Consider the following 17,388-nt stretch of genomic DNA (forward strand, 5'->3'; position numbering starts at 1 on the left):
CCGATCGGTCAGGGCCGGACGCGACGCGCGCCCAACGCCACCACCGCGAGGAGGGCGACGAGCGCGGCCGTGACGCCGAACCCGGGCGTGCCGTCGCCGGTGCCGGCGTCGGGGCCGGCGTCGTCGCCGCCGTCGTCGCCGGACCCGATGTCGGGGTCGTCGGTGTCTGCCCCGTCCGCGTCGTCGCCGTCGGTGTCGCCCGCCTCGTCGCCGTCGGAGGTCGTGGGGACGGCGAGGTCGGCGTTCGGCCGGAGGTCGCGGACGCCGTCGGGGGCGGGGGCGTGCGTGATCGTCACGCGAGTCCCGGTGCGCTCGACGGCGTAGGCCCCGCGGAAGTCGCCGTCGGGGATCTCGTACACCTCGCCGGCGGTGAACTCGTCGCCGCCGTGGGCGGTGAGCATCCGCAGGTACGCCTCGCGGAACTCGGTCGCGTCCGCGGTCGTCTGCCACTCCGTCGCCCAGACGTAGCCGTCGCGATCCCCGTTTCGGTAGGGGTACAGCTCGTCGTCGGCCCAGCCGGCGGTCGCGGGGTGTTCGTAGTTGTAGGTGAACCGCGTCTCGAGGCGCTCGTCGGTCTGGGTGTGGACCTGCACGTTTTCTCGGACGCTCGCGGACGGGTCGAAGATCGAGTAGCCGTACTCGTAGCTCTGGTACCAGAACATCACGAACATCGACGCCTCGCCGGCGGTGTCGGCGCCCTCGACACCCTGGTCGGGGTAGGTCTCCCAGCCGCCGGTGGCGGTGTCCTCGAACTCGATATCGCGGGTCTCGTAGTCCGGGTCGCGATGGATCACCTCGGCGGTCGACCCCGGCGGGTCGTTCATCGTCTCGTTGACCGCGCGCCACCCGTCGGCCGCGACGAGTTCGCGGACGTAGAGCGCGCCGTCGCCGTACGGCTGGAGGATCGTCTGGAGGATGCCGAAGTTGTAGTCGGCCCCCGAACCGCCCCCGCCGCCGGACTCGGGCGGGTCGGGACAGGTCCAGTTGTCCGCACAGCGGGCGGCGTAGCGCTCCTCGACGTGTACCGCCTCGCCCTCGACGATCCCGTTTATCGCGAGGTCGCCGTCCTGCGTCTCGCCGGCGTAGCGGGGCCGCGAGAGGTCGTGGTACTGGTCTTGCATCGCGTGGATCAGTTCGTGTGCCAGCGTGGAGGGGGCGATCTGGGGGTCCTCGTCCGCCGGGATGACGAGCACGATCCGGTCTTGGGCCGGCGAGTAGAACCCGGAGACCGCGCTACCGTAGACACCGCCGATGGCGTCGGAGGTGTTCTCCGCCTCGCCGACGACGAACAGCGCCTTCCACACCTGGTCGTTCCAGCGCTGGAACTCGGGGTCCGAGCCGCCGAACCCGCCGGCGGCGGAGTCGTTCATGAAGTCGGACCGGGCCACCGTCTCGACCGGCACGTCGCGGCGGAAGGGGCGCTCGCGGATGTGCTCGACCTGCGCCATCGTCAGGTCCGTCAGCGCCGCGAGTTCGGCCTGCGTCAGCCCGTCCGCCTGGTCGAAGGCCACCGCGTCCTCGTAGTGGGTCCCGTTCCAGCAGCCGACGAGCTCGGGGCCGTCGCCGGCGTCGCACTCGGCGGGGGTCGCGCTGGTCGGCGCCCCGGCGTGGATCGCGGCCGACCCGGTGGGGCTGGCTGGCGCGGTCTCGACGGCGGCGCCGGCGCCGGCGCCGGCGCCGACCGCGAGGAGCAGTACGGCGGCGACGACCGAAAGGGCGAGGACCCGTCGCATAACTCCGATTACGGTCGACTCGGTAAGTAGTTTGTCGGTGGGGAACGGTGGGGCACCCGTCGGGTGGGGTGCGTCGACGTGCGCCTGTCGGGTGGAGGGCGTCGACGTGCGCCTGCCGGGTGGAGGGCGTCGACGGCGACGCCGGCAGACCGCGACGGCCGTTTATATACGTCCGGTGGAGGCGAGCGGGCGATATATAAATGGCCGACCTGACCGCGCGGCGACCTCGTCGCGGAGCGGCCGCCGTCCGCCGACGCGGCGACGGGAGTTTTTGCGTCTCGCGGTCCTACCGGCGCCCATGCCGTATGATCCGACCGAGACCGCGGTTATCGTCGTCGACATGCAGAACGGCTTCTGTCACCCCGACGGGAGCCTCTACGCCGAGCCGAGCGCGGCGGCCGTCGAGCCGGTCACGGCGCTCGTCGACCGGGCCCGCGAGGCCGGCGCGAGCGTCGTCTACACCCGCGACGTCCACCCGCCGGAGCAGTTCGACGACGCCCACTACTACGACGAGTTCGAGCGGTGGGGCGAACACGTCGTCGAGGGGTCGTGGGACGCCGAACTCGTCGCCGACCTCGACGTGCGCGAGGCGGACCACGTCGTCGAGAAACACACCTACGACGCCTTTTACCGGACGGATCTGGAGGGGTATCTCGACGCGCACGGGATCAACGACCTGCTCATCTGCGGGACGCTCGCGAACGTCTGCGTGCTCCATACGGCCGGCAGCGCGGGGCTCCGCGACTACCGGCCCGTCGTCGTCGAGGACGCGCTCGGCTACATCACCGAGGACCACCGGGAGTACGCCGTCGACCACGCCGACTGGCTGTTCGGGGAGACGACGACCCGCGACGCCGTCGCGTTCGACTCGTAGGAGGGGAAACCGGCGGACGACCGCGACGCGCGGCCGGTTATCAGCCGCGTGAATCGGCGTGTAAGCCTTTTTAGCCGCGATGCGGTCGAGACGCGTATGGAACTCTCTCGGCGCGGCATCTTGGGCGGGGTCGGGGCCGCGGTGGCGGTCGGTGTCGTCGGCTTCGCCGGCGCCGCCTCGGTGACGGACGACGACGCGGCGGCCGGCGGGACCGGCCCCGACAACCCGGTGAGCGGCGACGCGAGCGTCGGCGCGGGCGACGACGGCGAACAGGGCGGTTCGGTCCCGGTCGACCCCGACGCCCCGTTCGAGGCGCGGCTGCTCCGCGACGGCGAGGACGACCGGCGGCTCTTCGGCGCCGGCGATCTGGCCCGCGTTCAGGGCGTGATCACGGAAGACGACGAACACCTCGTGTACGTCTCGCTCGGCGAGGCGGGCGTCGAGGGGCTCCGGACGGGGTTGGAAGACGCGGGCGCGACCGACGAGCCGGAGCGGTTCGTGGTGTCGATGACGCTCGACGGCACCGAGGTCAGGCGGGTCGAACTGGACGAGGCGACCGTGTCGGCGCTGACCGACGAGGAGTGGGGCGGGGTCGTGACGCTCCCGTTCGGCGAGCAGACGGTCGCGCAGTCGGTGTACGACTCGCTGGCCGACGAGTGACCGTATGTAACCTATAGCCGTCGTTCTTAACCCATAGCCGTCGCGATTGTTTCCGAACGGGCGCGTTGTGGGCCTCCGAGGACAGCGGTTATGACGGCGGCGCTCGTAGAGGTTATATGAGCGACGCCGAGGGCGCGTCCGCCGGCGATGTCGGCGGGCGGCCCTGCCCACTGTGCGAGACGCCGATGTATCACCGCCACTGTAAGTACGTGTGCCCCGAACACGGCGTCGTGTACGACTGCAGTGACACGTTTTACTGATGGTCGAGAGCCCGCCGGTTGGATACCAAACTATGTTGTGCGAACTGTTATGTTCTTGGGGTTCGACTCGTATGTTATGATCGGCGACCCGCTCTCGATCCTCCCTACCGACTGCCAGAGGCCAGCATGGTAGAGAAGACGCAGGTTGCCAGAGGAAAGCGGATCCAGCGCCAGACGGGGAAGACGTTCCACGTTGCGACCCGACTGCTCCCGGAGCGGATCCGGCACCCGACGTACGTGCTGTACGGGTTCTTCCGGATCGCGGACGAGGTCGTCGACGCCGAAGACACCGCGCCGCCGGACGAGCAGCGCGCGGAACTCGACCGGCTCCGACGGGCCGCGCTCGGCGAGACGACGACCGACGACCCGGTGTTGGAGGCGTTCGCCGCGGTCTGCGAGGAACACGGCATCCCCGACGAGGACGTGAACGCGTTCGTCGACGCGATGGCGTCCGACATCGACACCGACCGGTACGAGACGTACGACGAGTTGGAGACGTACATGGACGGCTCCGCGGCCGCCGTCGGTCGGATGATGACGGCGATCATGGAGCTCGACGACGAGGCCGAGGCGAAGGCGCTCCCCCACGCGACGAAACTCGGCGAGGCGTTCCAGATGACGAACTTCATCCGAGACGTCCGCGAGGACGTGGTCGAGCGCGATCGGGTGTACCTCCCGCTCGAGACGCTCCGGCGGCACGGCGTGAGCGAGCGCCAGATCCTGGAGCTGGAGTTCGACGACGACGTGGCGGCCGCGATACGCGAGGAGCTGACCCGGACCGAGAAGCTGTACGAGGAGGGCGTCGCCGGGATCAAGTACCTCCCGGAGGGCTGCCAACTCGCCGTGTTGCTCTCGGCGGTGCTGTACGCGGACCACCACCGACTGGTCCGAGACCTGGGGTTCGACACGGTGTCGACGACGCCGGAGCTCTCCTTCCTCCGGAAGATGTCGCTGCTCGTCCGGACCCGCTGGAAGTGGCAGTGGAACCAGGATCCGGAAGCCGTGTTCCACGAGATGTGCGGCGACTTCGGGGGAACCCACGACCCGCGTGAACACGGGCCACACGGGCCGGGAGCCGCCCAGTCGGACTGAGAGCCGTGAACAGGTCTCGGTTCGTCGGCCTCGCGTTCGCCGCGTTCGGGCTGGTCTTCCTGTCGTTCATCGTCCGCGGCACGACGCGACTCGTCGCGCCGTACGAGGTCGCCGTGATGCTCTCGGCGCCGATCCTCTTCGTCGCCGCCGCGCTGTTGGTCGGGTTGGTGGCGCTCGCGGCGCTCGACGTGACGGGGATTCGCCCGATGGAGTAGTCGCCCTCGGGCGGCCGGAGCGACCGAGTGAGAGTCGGAACGCCCTTTTGACCGCGGCTCCCAGTGGCCGCATGGACGTACGAACCGTCGCCGACCTCTCCCCGGCCGAGCGCCGCGCGTTCTTCGACCGCGACGCGGGCGTGGGAGCGGTCCGCGACGACGTGAGCGAAATCGTCGGCCGGGTACGCGAAGAGGGAGACGTGGCGCTGCGAGAGTTCTCCGAGGAGTTCGACGGCGTCACGGTCGGCAACATCGACGTTACGGACGACGCGGAGCGCGCACACGCCGATCTCGACGACGCGGACGACCCGGTGTTCGACGCGATCCGCGAGGCGGCCGCGAACATCCGAGCCTTCCACGAGCGGCAGCGCCCCGACGACTGGCGAGAGACGTTCGGCGACCGCGAACTCGGGCGCCGGTTCCGCCCGCTCGACCGGGCCGGCGCGTACGTGCCCGGCGGCTCGGCGGCGTACCCCTCCAGCGCGCTGATGGGCGTGATCCCCGCGACCGTGGCGGGCGTCGGCCACGTCTCGGTCGCGACGCCGCCGGCCGAGGACCTGAACCCGGTCACGCTCGCGGCGATCCACGAGGCCGGCGCCGACGCCGTGTATCAGGTCGGGGGCGCACAGGCGATCGCCGCGCTCGCGTACGGGACGGAGACCGTGACGAACGCCCAGAAGGTGGTCGGCCCCGGCAACAAGTGGGTCACCGCCGCGAAGGCGGTCGTGCAGGGCGACGTGGAGATCGACTTCCTCGCCGGCCCAAGCGAAGTGCTCGTCCTCGCCGACGAGACGGCGGACCCCGACCTCGTCGCGGCCGACCTCGTCGCGCAGGCGGAACACGACCCGAACGCCTCCGTGGTCGCCGTCACGGACGACGAGACCCTTGCCGACGCAGTTTCGGAGGCCGTCGAGGCGCAGGCCGCCGGACGCGAGCGCGAGGAGACGATCCGGGCCGCCCTCGACAACGACGCCTCGGGGGTCCTCCACGCCAGATCGATGCCGGAGGCCGTGTTATTCGCCGAGGAGTACGCGGCCGAACACCTCTCTATCGTCGCCGCCGACGGCGAGGCGCTCTTGAGTCGGATCACGAACGCCGGCTCGGTGTTCCTCGGCCCGTACTCGCCGGTCGCCGCCGGCGACTACGCGACCGGGACGAACCACGTGTTGCCGACCAACGGCGGCGCGAAACGCTACGGCGGGCTCTCCGTCGACACCTTCCTCCGGTCGTCGACGGTCCAGCGGCTTGACCGCGACGCGCTCGACGACCTCTCGGAGACCGTCACGACCCTCGCCGAGGCCGAGGGGTTAGAGGCCCACGCCGAGAGCGTCAGGCGGCGGTTCGAGTAGCCGTTCGTATCCCCGTCCGGCCTCAATAGGAGGTATATACTTTATTGAGAAAACATATTACCTTGGAAACACCAATACCGGTACGCTGCGGTCTGGACGGGTATCGACCGCCGTATTGGGCTCATAGCAGCCTTCTTGCTCACAACCACGCCTGTTTGGGCCGTAATGGTGGACAACACCGACGGACGGCAGGAATCGAACTCGCGACGGAAGTTCCTCATCGCCGGCGGCGCGGCCGCCCTCACCGGGCTCGCCGGCTGTTCCGGCGGGTCGAACTCGGGGGGCGACGGGTCGGACGGCTCCGACGGGAGCGACGGCACCGGTTCGAGCACCAGCGGGAGCGACGGCAGCAGCGGCGAGTCCGGCGACCCGATGTTAGCCGAAAACAGCGAGTTCGACCCCGCGGAACCGACGTGGGAGGGGAACAACTACCTGTCGTCGGCGCTGGTCGACGCTGGCTACCAGCGCGGGTCGACGACCGACCTGGAGAATATGCGGAACCGGGAGGTCGAGGAGGTCCCCCACGGTCAGCCGGTCCAGGAGACCCCCAGCGACGAGAGCGAGCTGTTGGATCCCGACACGCTGGTGTTCACCGAGAGCCCGAGCGAGGACGTCCAAGGGCGGTTCGAAGAGGACTTCGAGGTGGTCTTCGACCGGATCGAGGAGGAGACCGGAAAGCCGGTCGAGTTCAGTAAGGTCGACAGTTACGCGGCGTCCGTCGAGGCGATGCGCTCGGAGCGCGCCCACATCGCGAACTTCTCGACCGGGACGACCGCGTTCGCGGTCAACCTCGGCGGCGCGGTGCCGTTCGCGGTCGGGCTTACCCCGGAAGAAGAGTTCGGATACCGGCTGTTCGCGACCACCCGCGCCGACGCGGACGACATCCAGAGCGTCGACGACTTCGCCCGCGAGGAGGTGAAGGTCGGCCACTCCGAGCCCGCCTCGAACTCCGGGCACCAAGCCCCCTCGGCGCTCTTCGACCAGTACTTCGACGTGACGGCCGAAGAGGACTACAAGGTCAACTTCTCGGGCGGTCACGGCAACACCACCCGCGGCATCGCGGCCGGCGACTACGACGCCGGGCCAATCTGTTCGACGTGTATGGTCGACACGGTTGAGGCCCAGAGCGACCTCAGCTTCGACGACTTCAAAGTGGTGTGGGCGTCGGCGCCGTTCCCGAGCGGCCCCGTCGCGTACCGCTACAACCTCAAGCCGGAGATTCAAGAGGGGATCGAGCGAGCGTATCTCGAATCCGACTTCTCGGGGACGGCCTACGAGAAGCGGACGGGGTACAACAAGTTCGTCCCGATCGACTACAAGACGGTCTGGAAGGACATCATGATCATCCAGCGGTACAACGGCGTCGAGTACGAACGGAGCGCGCTCGGATCGTAAATGCTTCGAGTCACCGACCTCCGGAAGACGTACTCGACCGGCGACGAGGCGCTACAGGGCGTCACGATGTCGGTCGAGGGCAGCGAGACCGTCGCGATGATCGGCCCGAGCGGAGCCGGGAAGTCGACGTTTATCCGGTGTGTCAACCGGCTAACCGAGCCGAGCGGCGGCCAGGTCCACCTCGACGACGCGGAGTTGACCGGGCTCGGTGACGACGCGCTGCGGTCGGCCCGTCGCGACATCGGCATGATCTTCCAGGAGTACAACTTGGTCGAGCGGCTGACCGTGATGGAGAACGTTCTCACGGGGCGGCTGGGGTACGTCTCCGCGTGGCAGGCGTTCCGGCGGTCGTTTCCCCCCGATGACGTCGAGCGGGCGTACCGCATCCTCGACCGGGTCGGGCTGGGCGACATGGAGAACAAACGCGTCGACGAGCTTTCCGGCGGCCAGCGCCAGCGCGTCGGCATCGCGCGGGCGGTGATACAGCAGCCGAAGATCCTGCTGGTCGACGAGCCGACGTCGAGTCTGGACCCAGAGACCTCGGACACGGTGATGCGGCTGTTGACAGACATCGCCGCCGAACGGGAAGTGCCGGTGTTGATCAACATCCACGAGGTCGACCTCGCGATGGAGCACGCCGACCGGATCGTCGGGCTCCACGACGGCGAGCTCGTGTTCGAGGGATCGCCCTCTGAGCTCGACCAGCAGGGGCTAGACCAAGTGTATCGGGGCGCAGCGATCCCCGAAAACGCCGACAAACAGGGATCGAAGCCGGACTCGGGCGGAGACGCGCTGTCGGACGTGGACCGTCCGCTCGCGGGGGAGACCTGAATGGCCGCCGGCAACCGTACTTGGGAGCGGCCAACCGTCTTCCCGAATCGGGGGGTGAAGTGGGCGGTGTACGCCGGCGTCGTGGGATTCTTCCTCTGGTCGGGTGTCGGGGTCGGAGCCGACCCTGCACGGATCGCTCAGGGGCTCGGCAGCGCCGGGTCGCTCGTCGGCGACTTCCTCCCGCCCTCGGCGACCCCGCGACAGGCCCAGCGGATTCTCGACAAGATGCTCGAAAGCGTCGCGATGGCGATGGTGTCGACGCTCACCGGAATCCTGCTCAGCGTCCCGATCGCGTTCATGGCCGCGGAGAACCTCTCGCCGAAGCCGCTGTACGCGATCAACAGGGGGTTCATCTCCGTCTCTCGGGCGTTCAACGCGATCATCGTCGGCATCATCGCGGTCAAGGCCATCGGGTTCGGACCGCTCGCGGGCATCCTCACGATCACGTTCAAGACGGTCGGCTTCTTCTCGAAGCTCCTGGCCGAAGATCTAGAGGACATCGACATGGGGTCGGTCAACGCGGTGCGGGCCGCGGGCGCCTCACCGATTCAGACGCTCTTGTACGGGGTGGTACCGCAGATAATCCCGCGGTTCGCGGGGCTCTCGGTGTACCGGTGGGACATCAACATCCGCACCTCGACCATCATCGGCATCGTCGGAGCCGGCGGGATCGGATCCGTGCTCCTGACCGCGTTCAACCGGTACGATTACCAGTACGTCACGGCCATCCTGCTTGCGATCATCGCCGTCGTCCTCGTGGCTGAGGGAGTCAGCGCGGTCGTCAGACGGAGGTACAACTGATGGCGATCGAACAACCGAGCTGGCAGCGGTTCGACCGGCGGCGGCGTATCGCCCGGTTCGTCCTCCTGCTGACCGCCGCCGTCACCGTGATCGCCTCGTGGCGGTTCATGGATACCGGCGTCGCCAGGCCGGAGACGATCCCGCGAGAGGTGAGCGACCTTTTGACTCGGATGTACCCGCCGGATGTGGCGTACACCACTCAGATCGTCCAGCCGCTGGTCGAGACGGTCCAGATTGCCGCGCTCGGAACGCTCGGCGCCTTCGTGCTCGCGATCCCGGTGGCGTTGCTCGCGGCCGAGAACACCACGCCGAACGGCGCGACATTCTGGCTCGGGAAGCTCATCGTAACGGTAAGCCGGTCGGTCAACACCATCATCTGGGCCCTGTTCTTCGTCGTGCTGTTCGGATCGGGTCCGCTCGCCGGCGCCGTCGCCATCGTGTTCCGCTCTGTCGGCTTCCTCGGGAAGCTGCTCGGAGAGGAGATCGAAGAGATAGACTTCGGTCAGGTCGAGGCGGTCCGCGCGTCCGGCGCGTCACAGGCGCAAGTGTTGCTCTACGGCATCCTCCCGCAAGTCAAGCCCGCGCTGGTCGGGCTGTCGATTTACCGCTGGGACATCAACATCCGCGACTCGACGGTGCTCGGGTTCGTGGGTGCCGGCGGCATCGGCGTGGAGCTGTTCCGCGCGGTCAACGCCTTCGCGTGGCAGTCGGTCGCGATGGTGTTGATCGTCATCCTCGGGGTGGTGGTCGTCACCGAGAGCCTATCGGCGTACACGCGGGGGCTGGTTCGATGAGTTCGTTCAGACCCGACGCGTACGACGTGGTGCTGTTCGACATGGACGGCGTCGTGTTGGAAAGCCCCGGTATCGACCCCGCGATCCGCTCGCGAGCCTTGGACAACGTGCTCGACGACCGTGGTCTGACCGTACCGTCGGCACTTCGCGAGCGGCTGGAACGTGACGCGTACGACGAAGCGTTCCGCGCGGCCTGCGAGGAACTGGCGGTCGACCCTAGACCCCTCTTCCGGGCGCGCGAGGAGCGGAGCGCGGAACGCGCAATCGAGCGGTTGGCGGCCGGGGCGCGGCGCCTCCACCGGGACGTCGAGGCCCTCGACGTGCTGTCCGATCGCGCGACGCTCGGGCTGGTGAGCAACAACTACCACCCCACCGTCGAGTTCGTCGTCGATCACTTCCGGCTCGACACGTTCGCGTTCGTCCGCGGCCGCGACCCCGGCCCAGACGGATTCCGGCGGCGCAAGCCGAACCCGCACTACCTCGAGGAGGCCCTCAACGCTCTCGACGCGACCGACGGGATCTACGTCGGAGACCGCGCGACCGACGTGCTCGCCGCCGAGCGAGCCGGGATCGACAGCGCGTTCCTGCGGCGCGACCACAACGCCGACCGAGACCTCAGCGTGGAGCCGACCGTCGAGATCGAGAGCCTCCGGGACCTCTTGGACATCCCCGACGCCTCGCCCTCCGACGCGCCCGCAACTCGATCAGACCCCGCCGGCTCGTCGGACTCGCAGACCGACCGGGGTCGCTCGTCGGGTTCGTCCGAGTAGAGCGGGCGCGGCGGCTCCCACCTGCCCGCTCGCGCGGCTCCGGTCCCGCGCCCGCCACGCGCCGCCAGAAACGGTTATCTCCCGCCGTGGCGTCGGTACTGGAATGATACCGTCGCTTTCCGCGTTGTTCGAGGGGTTCTCGGCGGTCGAGGCGACGGTCGCGGTCCTCGCCATCTCCGTCGTCGCCGCGCTGGGGATGGAGTTCGTCGTCTTGCGAATCGCCCGCCGCTACGTCTCGACCACCGAGTCGAAGTACGACGACATCATCATCGCGTCGCTTCGCGCCCCGCTGGTCGTCACCGCCGCGCTCGCCGGGGTGTACGTCCTCACGCAGGTGCCGACGGTCCGGGCCTCCGTCCTCGTCGACCCGCAGCTGCTCGACGACATCTTCGGTCGCCCCTCGCTTTCCGTGATCATCCTCGTGTGGGCACACGCCGCCAACGCCGTCGTGAACCGGCTCGTCGCCGCGGTCAACGAGGAGGGGAACCGCTTCGACTTCGCGCCCGTCTTCTCGAACGTCTGGACGCTCGCGGTCCTCGTGGGGAGCGCGGGGACCCTGCTGTGGCTGTGGGGCATCGAGATCACCCCGCTGCTCGGCGCGGCCGGCGTCGCCGGCATCGCGGTCGGCTTCGCCGCGAAAGACACCGTCGCGAACTTCTTCGGGGGGATCGCGCTGTACTTCGACGACACCTACAAGATCGGCGATTACATCGTCTTAGACGACGGCACCGCCGGCACCGTCATCAAGGTCGGCGTGCGCTCGACGACGCTGCTCACCCGCGACGAGGTGTTGGTGACCGTACCGAACGCCGCGCTCAACGCCGCGAAGGTGACGAACGAGTCGGCGCCACAGCGTCGTCGTCGCGTCCGGGTCCCGATCGGCGTCGCCTACGGGACGGACATCGACGCGTTCGAGGCGCTCGCGATCGAGGTGGTGCAGGCCGAATCGCTCGTCCTCGATTCCCCGAAGCCGCGAGCCCGGCTCCGGTCGTTCGGCGACTCGGCGCTCCAGTACGAGATCCTCTGTTGGGTGAACGGGCCGACGCGTCGCCGCCGCGCGCAGCACGAACTCAACCGCGCGTTATATAAAGCGCTGAACGACGCCGACATCGAGATCCCGTACCCGAAACGCGACGTGACGGTCACGACCGGCCCGGACCCGAGCGTCGAGGTCCCGGACGAGCGAGGAGCCGGGCAGGCGGCCGTCGACGGCGGGACCGCGGCCGGGCGCAACGGCGAGAGTGCGGCCGAGCGCGACGGCGAGAGTGCGGCCGAGCGCGACGGCAACTGAGACCACCGATTTCGGCGGCGGCGCCGTCAGCGATCCTCCAGCAGGGTTACGCCGCGACGCGGTACACCCGCGCCTCCCAGGGCCTGAGTCGAAGCTCGCCGGCAGCGAACTCCCGGAGCGCGTCGTCGGTCCGGTAGTTCCCGATCAGCAGGGCGCCCTCGTCGCTCGCGACGCCCGGCGGGAGGCGCACCTCGCGGTCGTCCCCGGTGACGTTCAGCGCGACGAGGAGCCGCACCCCCGTGTCGTCGGCGCTGTCGCCCGCCCCGTCGTCGCCGAGGTCGAGGCTCCGCGTGTACACCCACACCTCGTCGTCGTCCGGGAACAGGGGGTCGTAGTCGCCGTACACGAGCGCGTCGTGTTCCTCGCGGAGGGCGATGAGATCCTGGTAGTAGCGCCAGACCGAGTCGTCGTCCGCGCGCTCCCGTTCGGCGTTGACCTCGTCGTGGTCGGGGTTGACGCCGATCCACGGCTCTCCGTCGGTGAAGTCGGCGTGCTCGGCCGCCGACCACTGCATCGGCGTGCGAGCGTTGTCGCGAGAGTTCGCCCGAATCCCGTCTCGGACCGCGTCGAACGACGCCACCTCGCCGCCCTCGATGGCCTGCCGAAGCGGGTTGAGGGTGTCGACGTCGCGGAGCTCGTCCATCGAGTCGAACGGGTAGTTCGTCATGCCCAGCTCCTCGCCCTGGTAGACGTACGGGGTGCCGCGGAGCGTGTGGAGCAGCGTCGCGAGCAGGGTCGCGCTCTCGCGGCGGTACTCGCCGTCGTCGCCGAACCGCGACACCATCCGGGGCTGGTCGTGGTTGTTGAGGTACAGCGCGTTCCACCCCGTCTCGCTCAGCCCCTCGTCCCATCGGTTGAACACCGCCTTGAGCTCCGAGAGCGTCCACTCGTCGCGCTCCCAGACCCTCTCGCCGCGGTCGAGCAGCATATGCTCGAAGTGGAACAGCATCGAGAGGCCGCCCTCGTCGGGGTCGAGGTACCGTCGCGCGTGCTCCATCGGCAGCGGCGACCCGACCATCTCGCCGACGGTGAGCAGGTCGCGGTCGAGCACCCGCTCGTTCATCTCCGCGAGGTACTCGTGGACGCGCGGCCCGTTCGCCGCGCCGGTCATCGCCCCGTTGAACGGGCCGTCGAAGTCGTTCGGGAGCCCGTCGGGCTTCGAGATGAGGTTGATCACGTCCATTCGGAACCCGTCGATGCCCCGGTCGAGCCACCAGTCCATGAGGTCGAACACCGCCTCGCGGACGCGGGGGTTCCGCCAGTTCAGGTCCGGCTGTTTGCGGTCGAACAGGTGGAGGTACCACTCCTCGCGGCGGTCGTCGTAGGACCACGCCGGACCGCCGAAGAAGGACTGCCAGGCGTTCGGCGGGACCTCCCCGTCCGGTCCCCGGTCCGACCCCCAGTCGACCGCGGCCGCGTCACGTCCCTCGCGCCACCAGTAGTAGTCCTCGTACGCTCCCTCTCGGCGGCGGGAGCGCCGGAACCACTCGTGCTCGTCGGAGGTGTGATTGACCACCAGGTCCATGATGAGCCGGATGCCCCGCTCGTGGAGCGCGTCGCGCAGGTCCGCCCAGTCGGCCAGCGTCCCGAACTCGTCCATCACGGAGCGGTAGTCCCGGATGTCGTAGCCGTTGTCCGCGTTCGGCGAGTCGTACACCGGGCACAGCCACACCACGTCGACCCCCAACTCGTCCAAGTAGTCGACCTTCTCCGTGATTCCGGGGATGTCACCGACCCCGTCGCCGTCGGTGTCGTTGAAGCTCCGCGGATATATCTGATACACCACCGCCTCCTTCCACCACCGCCGCTCCGGCGCCCCGTCGGACTCCATAGGCGCCGTCCGCTCACGAGCGTGAAAAAACCACGCGGGACCGCCGCGGCTGCGGGAACGATGGGGTCGGGCGCGACGCCGACTGATAAATCGACGGTCAGTCGCGGCGGGGGGCGCCCTCCCCGGAGTCGGTCTCGTCTGCGGGCTCGCGGAGGCAGTTCCGACAGCGTGACGCGCCGGCGACGAGGCGAGTCCCGCAGGCCGGACAGCGCCGTCGGTCGAGGGCGGCCGTCGCCGACGCGAGGACGTCGGCCGGCGCCGGACGGGGCGCCTCGACCGCGCCGCGGGTCGCCAGCCGGTCGATCAGCGCGTCGTCGCGGAGCCACGAGAGGAACCGCCACAGCCCGAGGTAGAGCAGGGTCGGACCGACGATAACGACCGCGGCGACCGCGAGCCGGAAGCCGAGTTCGGCCGTGCTACCGACACCCATACGATCCGCTAGGACCGGACCGGATTGTAGCTGTCGGCGGCGCCCGTCGACGGGGAGGACGCGAGGACGGACCGGAGAGGATGGGAAACGCGCGAAGACGGAGTATAAAGGAGGAGAAGCGGCGGGGTTCGAATCGCTACTCGGCGAAGACGACCGCGTTGCACTCGGCACAGGCCCTGACGGGGCGTTCGGGGTCGCCGCTGACGCCGCCGGGACCGCCACAGCAGTTCCGGAGGGTCGTGTCGGTGACGCGGCCGGCACAGACCGGACAGGTGCGGGCGAAGGTGCGCAGCGGCTCGGCCGCCTGTACCCGCAGCTCGTGCGAGATACCCCGGTCGGCCAGCGCTTCGACGGCCGCCGTCTCGGCGATCGCGATCGCCGGGCTCAGCCACGCGTCTCGGTCGCCGGCCAACAGCACCCGCTCGCCGTGGAACTCGCCCTCGACCGAACTGTGCGAGGCGGCGGCCGTGCGGACGGCGAGCTCCTCGCCCGAGCGGTCGCGGAGGTCGGCCATCCGGTCTTCCCACGCGGTCCGGAAGTCGTCGTCGAGGTAGAGCTGGTCACCGTCCGGCACGATGACGCCGGCCTCGACGAGCGCCTCCATCATGGCCTCGGGGTCGCCCTCGTCCGCGAGCGAGCCCGACTCGACGCCCGCGGGCGACTCGTGACCGAACGCGACGGGGAGGGGGTCGACGAGCGCGGGCGCGAACCGCGGCGTCCCCGGCACGACGTACCCGCGCAGCGAGACGAGCGCGAGACCGACCGCGAGCGCGAGCACCCCGAGCGGGCGGCTCCGGCGAGAGAGCGCGATCGCGGCGACGCCGACGATAGCGGTGTTGAGGACGGTACACGGGAGACAGCGGTTTTCGCCGGTGTGCTCCGGACGACGGAGGCGCTCGGCGGTTCGGCGAAGCGACTCGAATCCAGTCATCGACATAAGTGGGAGGCCGCGGCGCAATAAATCACCGGCACGGGCAGGCGGTCAGGCGCGGAGCGCGCTGTCGCCGAGCGGCTCCCCGTAGACGAGGTTGTACGCGGTGGGGAACGCGGCGAGCCCCGCGACCTGCACCGCGGCGCCGAGCAGCGTGAGCCACCAGTTGCCGGAGGCGATCACGACGGCGGCGACGCCCATCGACGAGACGAGGAACAGGAGGCTGAAGTAGCCGACGCGAAGCGGGATCGAGGTCAGCTCGCTCCGGCGCGGCCACGCGCCGACGTCGACGGTCCGGTTGCGGAACTCCGCGAGCGCGAGGCTCCCGAAGCCGATAGCGAGCAGTCCGGCGATCGGCACCGCGTCGGGATACACGTCCTGAAAGACCACCACGAGCGCGAACCCCGGCGACGAGAGGAAGGAGAGCTCCATCCCGCCGAAGAAGATCCCCTCCAACCAGTCGAAGAACCGCGTGTGCCATGCACTCATCGTTAGTCCGCGTCGGTTTCAACCGGAGAGTCATAAGTCGTTCGGCGGCGTCGACACCACAACTCGCACAAAGCGCGTATAAGAGCCCGTGTGCCGCCGATAAATGCGATTTTCACCGTCGTCGGCCGTCGAGTAGAAATTTACAACAGTCCGAGTGGTCCCCATTAGTTATATTAATCATGAGAATTAACCACACCTGTAATGGTTCGTCCAGACCAAGAGGCAGGTGAGAGCGGTGTATCGAGACGGAAGTTCCTCGGCGCAGCGGGCACGGGGGCCGCGATGGGCGTCGCCGGCTGTATGGGCGGCGGCGACGGAGGCAGCCAGGCCATCCAGATGTCGATGGACGGCGAGTGGGCCGACGCGCAGGAGCCGGTCGTCCAAGCGCTGTACGACGCCGGGCTCAGCGAGGACATCGACGTCGAGTTCCTTCCGGGCGACTTCGAGACGGGCGCGCGGCAGACGGACTTCACGTCGGCGCTGGACGCCGGGCGGTCGAGCCCCGACATCTTCATGATGGACTCCGGGTGGACGATTCCGTTCATCGTCCGCGAACAGCTGGTGAACCTCAGCGAAGAGCTGTCCTCTGACACGTTAGACTACGTCCAGAGCGACTACCTCTCCGCGGCGGTCAGCACCGCGAGTCACCCCCAGACGGGCGACCTGTACGGCCTCCCGGTGTTCCCCGACTACCCGGTGATGCACTACCGAAAGGACCTCGTCGAGGACGCCGGCTACGACACCTCCAACTGGAGCACGGAGCCGATGACCTGGACCGAGTTCGCCGAGGTGGCCGCCGACGTCGTCGAACAGAGCGACGTGGACTACGGGTTCACCACGCAGGGCGCCGACTACGAGGGCACCTCCTGTTGTACGTTCAACGAGATGATGACCTCGATGGGCGGCGCGTACTTCGGCGACCACGAGAACCTGTTCGGGCCGGTCGGCGACCGGCCGATCACGGTCGACGAGGAGCCCCTCTACGAGACCATCAGGATGATGCGCTCGTTCATGTACGGGCCGGACGCCGAGAACGCCAACCCGGACATCCCGCAGATCAGCAACAGCGACCTCGTGGAGTTCACCGAAGAGCCCTCGCGCGAGCCGTTCACGAGCGGCAACGCGGCGTTCATGCGCAACTGGCCGTACGCCATCAACATCAACCTCGACGAGGGGTTCACCGCGGGCGAGGACTACGACGTGATGCCGATGCCGTACGGCGTCGAGGAGGGCGAAGGGAACTACGCGGGAACCGGCGGAACGAGCCACGCGCTCGGCGGATGGCACCTCACGGTCAACCCGAACAGCCAGCGCCTCGGCGACGCCATCTCGGTGCTGGAGGCGTTCGCCAACGAGTCCGTGATGCTGACCGTGTTCGAGGAGCTCGGGAACCTCCCGCCGGTCGCCTCGGTCACGCAGTCGGCCACGGAGGACCAGGTGGGCGACCTGGCGAACTTCCTCGACACGTTCGCCGTCGCCGCCGACAACACGGTCCCGCGGCCGGTGACGACGGCGTGGCCCGACGAGTCGCCGCTCATCTCGGGCCAGATCAGCGACGCCTACCGCGGCGAGAAGTCGCCCGAGGACGCCATGGCGGACCTCGAATCGGAGCTCGCCGACATCGAGAACGAAGGTCAATAAC

Annotated in this window: 18 protein-coding genes; 13 read left to right on the plus strand and 5 right to left on the minus strand. The window is 68.8% G+C overall.

Annotated features, from left to right (window positions below; all coding sequences use genetic code 11):
• Positions 1 to 8 precede the first annotated feature (8 nt).
• A complete protein-coding gene (locus DOS48_RS26540; protein WP_127118591.1) occupies positions 9 to 1,733 on the minus strand; it encodes an Hvo_1808 family surface protein in 1,725 nt (574 codons plus the stop codon).
• A gap of 298 nt (positions 1,734 to 2,031) precedes the next feature.
• On the opposite strand from DOS48_RS26540, the gene DOS48_RS26545 reads away from it, so the two are divergent.
• The 12 genes from DOS48_RS26545 (at position 2,032) to DOS48_RS26600 (ending at position 12,065) form a co-directional block, all read left to right on the plus strand.
• On the plus strand, positions 2,032 to 2,607 hold the full coding sequence (locus tag DOS48_RS26545) for a cysteine hydrolase family protein (protein ID WP_127118592.1): 576 nt from the start codon (positions 2,032 to 2,034) through the stop codon (positions 2,605 to 2,607).
• Positions 2,608 to 2,703: 96 nt separating this feature from the next.
• Positions 2,704 to 3,267 (plus strand): hypothetical protein, encoded by a 564-nt coding sequence (locus tag DOS48_RS26550; protein WP_127118593.1) that lies wholly within the window; start codon positions 2,704 to 2,706, stop codon positions 3,265 to 3,267.
• 116 nt (positions 3,268 to 3,383) lie between these two features.
• Positions 3,384 to 3,527 (plus strand): HVO_2523 family zinc finger protein, encoded by a 144-nt coding sequence (locus DOS48_RS26555; RefSeq protein WP_168654267.1) that lies wholly within the window; start codon positions 3,384 to 3,386, stop codon positions 3,525 to 3,527.
• A gap of 126 nt (positions 3,528 to 3,653) precedes the next feature.
• A complete protein-coding gene (locus tag DOS48_RS26560; RefSeq protein WP_127118594.1) occupies positions 3,654 to 4,619 on the plus strand; it encodes a phytoene/squalene synthase family protein in 966 nt (321 codons plus the stop codon).
• A 5-nt stretch (positions 4,620 to 4,624) separates the two neighbouring features.
• Complete coding sequence (locus DOS48_RS26565) at positions 4,625 to 4,834, plus strand: hypothetical protein (protein WP_127118595.1); 210 nt, start codon at positions 4,625 to 4,627, stop codon at positions 4,832 to 4,834.
• Positions 4,835 to 4,905: 71 nt separating this feature from the next.
• Complete coding sequence (gene hisD, locus DOS48_RS26570) at positions 4,906 to 6,183, plus strand: histidinol dehydrogenase (RefSeq protein WP_127118596.1); 1,278 nt, start codon at positions 4,906 to 4,908, stop codon at positions 6,181 to 6,183.
• A 165-nt stretch (positions 6,184 to 6,348) separates the two neighbouring features.
• Entirely contained in the window at positions 6,349 to 7,578 is a 1,230-nt protein-coding gene (gene phnD, locus DOS48_RS26575) for a phosphate/phosphite/phosphonate ABC transporter substrate-binding protein (RefSeq protein WP_244629346.1), read from the plus strand.
• On the plus strand, positions 7,579 to 8,409 hold the full coding sequence (phnC, locus tag DOS48_RS26580; RefSeq protein WP_127118597.1) for a phosphonate ABC transporter ATP-binding protein: 831 nt from the start codon (positions 7,579 to 7,581) through the stop codon (positions 8,407 to 8,409).
• Positions 8,410 to 9,210: a phosphonate ABC transporter, permease protein PhnE gene (phnE, locus tag DOS48_RS26585; protein ID WP_127118598.1), complete on the plus strand. Its 801-nt coding sequence runs from the start codon at positions 8,410 to 8,412 to the stop codon at positions 9,208 to 9,210.
• Positions 9,210 to 10,004, plus strand: coding sequence for a phosphonate ABC transporter, permease protein PhnE (phnE, locus tag DOS48_RS26590; RefSeq protein ID WP_127118599.1), 795 nt, complete (start codon positions 9,210 to 9,212; stop codon positions 10,002 to 10,004). Before phnE (DOS48_RS26585) ends, phnE (DOS48_RS26590) begins: the two co-directional genes overlap by 1 nt.
• Positions 10,001 to 10,774 carry an HAD family hydrolase gene (locus DOS48_RS26595; RefSeq protein ID WP_127118600.1) on the plus strand — a complete coding sequence of 258 codons (774 nt, stop codon included), beginning with the start codon at positions 10,001 to 10,003 and terminating at the stop codon, positions 10,772 to 10,774. Before phnE (DOS48_RS26590) ends, DOS48_RS26595 begins: the two co-directional genes overlap by 4 nt.
• Before the next feature lie 103 nt (positions 10,775 to 10,877).
• On the plus strand, positions 10,878 to 12,065 hold the full coding sequence (locus DOS48_RS26600; protein ID WP_127118601.1) for a mechanosensitive ion channel family protein: 1,188 nt from the start codon (positions 10,878 to 10,880) through the stop codon (positions 12,063 to 12,065).
• A gap of 46 nt (positions 12,066 to 12,111) precedes the next feature.
• Here DOS48_RS26600 and DOS48_RS26605 read toward each other — a convergent pair whose 3' ends face one another.
• The 4 genes from DOS48_RS26605 to DOS48_RS26620 all read right to left on the minus strand — a co-directional run bounded on the left by DOS48_RS26605 (position 12,112) and on the right by DOS48_RS26620 (position 15,746).
• Positions 12,112 to 13,896 carry an alpha-glucosidase gene (locus DOS48_RS26605; protein ID WP_127118602.1) on the minus strand — a complete coding sequence of 595 codons (1,785 nt, stop codon included), beginning with the start codon at positions 13,894 to 13,896 and terminating at the stop codon, positions 12,112 to 12,114.
• 97 nt (positions 13,897 to 13,993) lie between these two features.
• Positions 13,994 to 14,326, minus strand: a complete 333-nt coding sequence (locus DOS48_RS26610; protein WP_127118603.1) for a hypothetical protein — start codon at positions 14,324 to 14,326, stop codon at positions 13,994 to 13,996.
• A gap of 136 nt (positions 14,327 to 14,462) precedes the next feature.
• A complete protein-coding gene (locus tag DOS48_RS26615; RefSeq protein ID WP_127118604.1) occupies positions 14,463 to 15,257 on the minus strand; it encodes a hypothetical protein in 795 nt (264 codons plus the stop codon).
• Positions 15,258 to 15,308: 51 nt separating this feature from the next.
• Entirely contained in the window at positions 15,309 to 15,746 is a 438-nt protein-coding gene (locus DOS48_RS26620; protein ID WP_127118605.1) for a hypothetical protein, read from the minus strand.
• Between the two features lie 282 nt (positions 15,747 to 16,028).
• Between DOS48_RS26620 and DOS48_RS26625 the strand changes: the two genes are divergently transcribed.
• Positions 16,029 to 17,387 (plus strand): extracellular solute-binding protein, encoded by a 1,359-nt coding sequence (locus DOS48_RS26625; protein WP_127118912.1) that lies wholly within the window; start codon positions 16,029 to 16,031, stop codon positions 17,385 to 17,387.
• Position 17,388: the final 1 nt, after the last annotated feature.

Source organism: Halorubrum sp. PV6 (assembly GCF_003990725.2).
GTDB lineage: Archaea > Halobacteriota > Halobacteria > Halobacteriales > Haloferacaceae > Halorubrum.

Bases quoted from the DNA above. Each gene is read 5' to 3' on its own strand.
- DOS48_RS26560 (WP_127118594.1), top strand. From the start codon at position 3,654: ATGGTAGAGAAGACGCAGGTTGCCAGAGGAAAGCGGATCCAGCGCCAG.
- DOS48_RS26615 (WP_127118604.1), bottom strand. From the start codon at position 15,257: ATGACTGGATTCGAGTCGCTTCGCCGAACCGCCGAGCGCCTCCGTCGT.
- DOS48_RS26545 (WP_127118592.1), top strand. From the start codon at position 2,032: ATGCCGTATGATCCGACCGAGACCGCGGTTATCGTCGTCGACATGCAG.
- DOS48_RS26550 (WP_127118593.1), top strand. From the start codon at position 2,704: ATGGAACTCTCTCGGCGCGGCATCTTGGGCGGGGTCGGGGCCGCGGTG.
- DOS48_RS26595 (WP_127118600.1), top strand. From the start codon at position 10,001: ATGAGTTCGTTCAGACCCGACGCGTACGACGTGGTGCTGTTCGACATG.
- hisD (WP_127118596.1), top strand. From the start codon at position 4,906: ATGGACGTACGAACCGTCGCCGACCTCTCCCCGGCCGAGCGCCGCGCG.
- phnC (WP_127118597.1), top strand. From the start codon at position 7,579: ATGCTTCGAGTCACCGACCTCCGGAAGACGTACTCGACCGGCGACGAG.
- DOS48_RS26605 (WP_127118602.1), bottom strand. From the start codon at position 13,896: ATGGAGTCCGACGGGGCGCCGGAGCGGCGGTGGTGGAAGGAGGCGGTG.
- DOS48_RS26620 (WP_127118605.1), bottom strand. From the start codon at position 15,746: ATGAGTGCATGGCACACGCGGTTCTTCGACTGGTTGGAGGGGATCTTC.
- DOS48_RS26600 (WP_127118601.1), top strand. From the start codon at position 10,878: ATGATACCGTCGCTTTCCGCGTTGTTCGAGGGGTTCTCGGCGGTCGAG.
- DOS48_RS26555 (WP_168654267.1), top strand. From the start codon at position 3,384: ATGAGCGACGCCGAGGGCGCGTCCGCCGGCGATGTCGGCGGGCGGCCC.
- DOS48_RS26540 (WP_127118591.1), bottom strand. From the start codon at position 1,733: ATGCGACGGGTCCTCGCCCTTTCGGTCGTCGCCGCCGTACTGCTCCTC.
- DOS48_RS26610 (WP_127118603.1), bottom strand. From the start codon at position 14,326: ATGGGTGTCGGTAGCACGGCCGAACTCGGCTTCCGGCTCGCGGTCGCC.
- phnD (WP_244629346.1), top strand. From the start codon at position 6,349: ATGGTGGACAACACCGACGGACGGCAGGAATCGAACTCGCGACGGAAG.
- DOS48_RS26625 (WP_127118912.1), top strand. From the start codon at position 16,029: ATGGGCGTCGCCGGCTGTATGGGCGGCGGCGACGGAGGCAGCCAGGCC.
- phnE (WP_127118598.1), top strand. From the start codon at position 8,410: ATGGCCGCCGGCAACCGTACTTGGGAGCGGCCAACCGTCTTCCCGAAT.
- phnE (WP_127118599.1), top strand. From the start codon at position 9,210: ATGGCGATCGAACAACCGAGCTGGCAGCGGTTCGACCGGCGGCGGCGT.